Here is a 3,419-nt window from a genome sequence, read left to right on the forward strand (position 1 = left end):
GCATCAGCGCGTCGTTGCCATCCAGCTTCGCGCGGTGCTTCAGCCCGCCGGTCCAAGCGTAGATCGAGGCGATGGAGTTGGTCGAGGTCTGCTTGCCCTTCTGATGCTCGCGGAAGTGGCGGGTCACAGTACCATGGGCGGCTTCCGCTTCCACGATCTTGCCATCGGGCGTCATCAGGACCGAGGTCATCAGGCCCAGCGAGCCGAAGCCCTGCGCCACGATGTCGGACTGCACGTCGCCGTCATAGTTCTTGCAGGCCCAGACATAGCCGCCCGACCATTTCAGCGCCGAGGCCACCATGTCGTCGATCAACCGGTGTTCGTAGGTCAGGCCGCGCTTCTTGAACTCCTCCGCGAATTCCTCGTCGAAGACTTTCTGGAAGATGTCCTTGAAGCGTCCGTCATAGGCCTTGAGGATGGTGTTCTTGGTGCTGAGATAGACCGGCATATTGCGCACCAGCCCATAGTTCAGCGAGGCGCGGGCAAAGTCGGTGATGCTGTCGTCGAGGTTGTACATCCCCATGTAGACCCCGGCCGAGGGGGCGGAGTAGACGTCGCGCTCGATCACCGTGCCGTCGTCGCCGACATATTTCATCGTCAGCTTGCCCTTGCCGGGGAACTTGAAATCGGTCGCGCGATACTGGTCGCCGAAGGCATGGCGGCCGACGACGATGGGCTGGGTCCAGTGCGGCACAAGGCGCGGCACGTTCTTGCAGATGATCGGCTCGCGGAAGATCACGCCGCCCAGGATGTTGCGGATGGTGCCGTTCGGCGATTTCCACATCTGCTTCAGGCCGAACTCTTCCACGCGGGCTTCATCCGGCGTGATCGTCGCGCATTTCACGCCGACGCCGTATTGCTTGATTGCATTGGCGGCGTCGATGGTGATCTGGTCGTCGGTGCGGTCGCGCTCCTCGATCCCGAGGTCGTAGTATTTCAGGTCGATGTCGAGGTAGGGCAGGATCAGCTTCTTCTTGATGAAGTCCCAGATGATCCGGGTCATCTCGTCGCCGTCGAGTTCGACGACGGGGTTGGCTACCTTGATCTTCGACATGGGTCACTCCGGTCAGGGGATTCGGTTGCGGGCTGCATAGCGGAAAAGCGAAGGCTTGGGAAGTGCGGTATGCGATTGTATACCGAAGTGGTGTGGAGATCAGTCCCGGGCCGGTTGAAACAGCCAGAGGGGAACGCCGGACCGAAAAAGCGCATTCATATCGCGCGCCATGCGGAGCGCGATATGCCTTTGCCTTTGGCCGGATTGTACGGCTGGCGATGCCTCTCCTCTTTGTCGCGTGCCAAGGATGGGAAGGGTTAGCAGAAGCCCGAGCAATGCGAAGATCGTCCAAGGTAAAGTGCCGACCCATATCAAGAGCCGCAACCACAACCGATCCTCATATTTCAGCTTCCAAAGGCCGGGCAGGTTATCGGCCAAGAATAGGGACTGTCCGATCCGGGACAGTGGCAGACTGGACAGTTCGCGCTGCCAGTTGGTCCCCGCGTGGGCGTCAGTTGCGGCCGTCCCGAGATTGTAGTGAAACCAGCTCTGCCACTGGGCGGGCCGGACTTCGCTGACGAGACGGATCACTACAATCGTGCTTTTCTTCCGCCGAACCATGATCTCGCAGCGCAAGTCATCGTAAGCCGGATCGTCAAACTTCAGATACCATTCGTATCCTGTCCGATCCCATTTGCCTTGGTGTGGGGCTTCTTGATCAAGTGAGAGGCCCGAAGAGGCCAGGGTTGGTAGCAAGGTTTGCTCCACCTCATCCGCCATCAGTCGAAGTGGGCCCCTCCCTTGCTTTGACGCCATTCAGCAGACTTCTTATCCAAACCACGCCAGCGCTTTTGTCCTGACCCAGTCCCACAGCCCTGGCGCGCCCTTGGCGATCTTCACGCCCACCCGCGCCTCAAGCTGGTCATAGGTGACGTCGTATGTCTTCCATGTCCCGCCGCCCGACATGAGGTTCGCCATCACCGGCTGCACCCGGTCCAGCGATTTGGCGAAGCGGGCGTCGGGGGTTTCGGCCGCCTCGAACTCATCCCAAAGCGCGCGAAGATCGGCGCGCAGGTCACTGGGCAGCAAGCCGAAAATCCGGTCGGCGGCCTTCGCCTCCGCGACCTGGGTCTCGACGCTGGCATGCGCCTGACCGTTCTGCGAATGGATCGGAACGTCGCCGACGTCGATCTCAACCAGATCATGCAGGAGCAGCATGCGGATCACCCGGTCGATGCTGACGCCCGGCGCGGCCTGATCGGCCAGCACTAGGGCATAAAGCGCCAGATGCCAGGAATGTTCGCCGGAATTCTCTGGTCGCGACCCGTCGACCAGCGTCGTCGCACGCATCACCGATTTCAGCCGGTCGGCCTCGTTCAGGAAGGCGAACTGCTGGTCCAGCCGGCCCGTCACCGAAGCTTTCCCATCAATAGCCCGAACTGATGTCTTCGATCGGCTCTTCGGCGACCTCCTCGACGATCTCGCCGCGCTTGGCGGCAAGCGCCCGCTGCAGGAAGTCGCGCCCCCGGCGTTCGGCGAGGCGGACGCGGATCGAGGTGATGTAGGCTTCCTGGAAGGTGGGGGAGGCGGCCATCAGGACCTGCGCGACCTTCTCATAGAAGCGGTCGTCGCCCAGTTCGGCCTCGGCGGCCAGCACGTCGTCGGCGAGGCGGTCCGCCATATCCTGCAGCACGGACATCAGCGCGTCCCCTCGGTCATCCTCCGGCGGACATAGTCCGAGACCGTCTGGATCATCGGTTTCATATGCGCCTCTTCGTCCTTGAAGAAATGGTCCGCGCCCTCGATTTCCGTGTGGGTGATGGTGATGCCCTTCTGCTCATGCAGCTTGTTGACCAGAGACTTGGTGTCCTTGGGCGGCGCCACCTTGTCGGCGGTGCCGTTGATGATCAGTCCCGAAGACGGGCAAGGGGCGAGGAAGGAGAAGTCATACAGGTTAGCAGGCGGCGCGACCGAGACGAAGCCGGTGATTTCGGGTCGCCGCATCAGAAGCTGCATCCCGATCCAGGCCCCGAAGGAGAAGCCCGCGACCCAGCACTGCTTGGAGTTCTGGTTCATCGCCTGCAGGTAGTCGAGCGCCGAGGCCGCGTCGGACAATTCGCCGATCCCCTGGTCGTATTCGCCCTGCGATCTGCCGACCCCGCGGAAGTTGAAGCGCAGTACGGTAAAGCCGAGGTTGTAGAAGGCGTAGTGCAGGTTATACACCACCTTGTTGTTCATCGTTCCGCCATAGGCGGGGTGCGGGTGCAGCACGATGGCGATCGGCGCGTCGCGGTCCTTCTGCGGGTGGTAGCGCCCCTCGAGGCGTCCATCGGGGCCGGCAAAGATCACTTCGGGCATTGCACTCTTCTCATGCGGGAGCGATTTCTTGACGCTTTCGCTCGGCTAAACTAGAACCGTTCTAAAG

Annotated in this window: 5 protein-coding genes; all 5 read right to left on the minus strand. The window is 61.5% G+C overall.

The features are described 5' to 3' along the window. Nucleotides 1-1,054: NADP-dependent isocitrate dehydrogenase (locus V7Q39_RS20120; RefSeq protein ID WP_333818395.1), on the minus strand; the 1,054-nt coding region annotated here is incomplete at its 3' end. Nucleotides 1,055-1,153: 99 nt separating this feature from the next. Continuing rightward, the gene (locus tag V7Q39_RS20125) at nt 1,154-1,774 is read right to left on the minus strand and encodes a hypothetical protein (protein ID WP_333818396.1); all 621 of its coding nucleotides are present in this window, start codon (nt 1,772-1,774) and stop codon (nt 1,154-1,156) included. A 48-nt stretch (nt 1,775-1,822) separates the two neighbouring features. Continuing rightward, nucleotides 1,823-2,407: an HD domain-containing protein gene (locus tag V7Q39_RS20130; RefSeq protein WP_333818397.1), complete on the minus strand. Its 585-nt coding sequence runs from the start codon at nt 2,405-2,407 to the stop codon at nt 1,823-1,825. 13 nt (nt 2,408-2,420) lie between these two features. Then, entirely contained in the window at nt 2,421-2,693 is a 273-nt protein-coding gene (locus V7Q39_RS20135; RefSeq protein WP_333818398.1) for a hypothetical protein, read from the minus strand. Next, nucleotides 2,693-3,352, minus strand: a complete 660-nt coding sequence (locus V7Q39_RS20140) for an alpha/beta hydrolase (protein WP_333818399.1) — start codon at nt 3,350-3,352, stop codon at nt 2,693-2,695. Before V7Q39_RS20140 ends, V7Q39_RS20135 begins: the two co-directional genes overlap by 1 nt. Nucleotides 3,353-3,419 lie beyond the last annotated feature (67 nt).

It is taken from the genome of Tabrizicola sp., assembly GCF_036781545.1.
Taxonomy (GTDB): domain Bacteria; phylum Pseudomonadota; class Alphaproteobacteria; order Rhodobacterales; family Rhodobacteraceae; genus Tabrizicola.

Bases quoted from the DNA above. Each gene is read 5' to 3' on its own strand.
- V7Q39_RS20140 (WP_333818399.1), bottom strand. From the start codon at position 3,352: ATGCCCGAAGTGATCTTTGCCGGCCCCGATGGACGCCTCGAGGGGCGC.
- V7Q39_RS20125 (WP_333818396.1), bottom strand. From the start codon at position 1,774: ATGGCGGATGAGGTGGAGCAAACCTTGCTACCAACCCTGGCCTCTTCG.
- V7Q39_RS20135 (WP_333818398.1), bottom strand. From the start codon at position 2,693: ATGTCCGTGCTGCAGGATATGGCGGACCGCCTCGCCGACGACGTGCTG.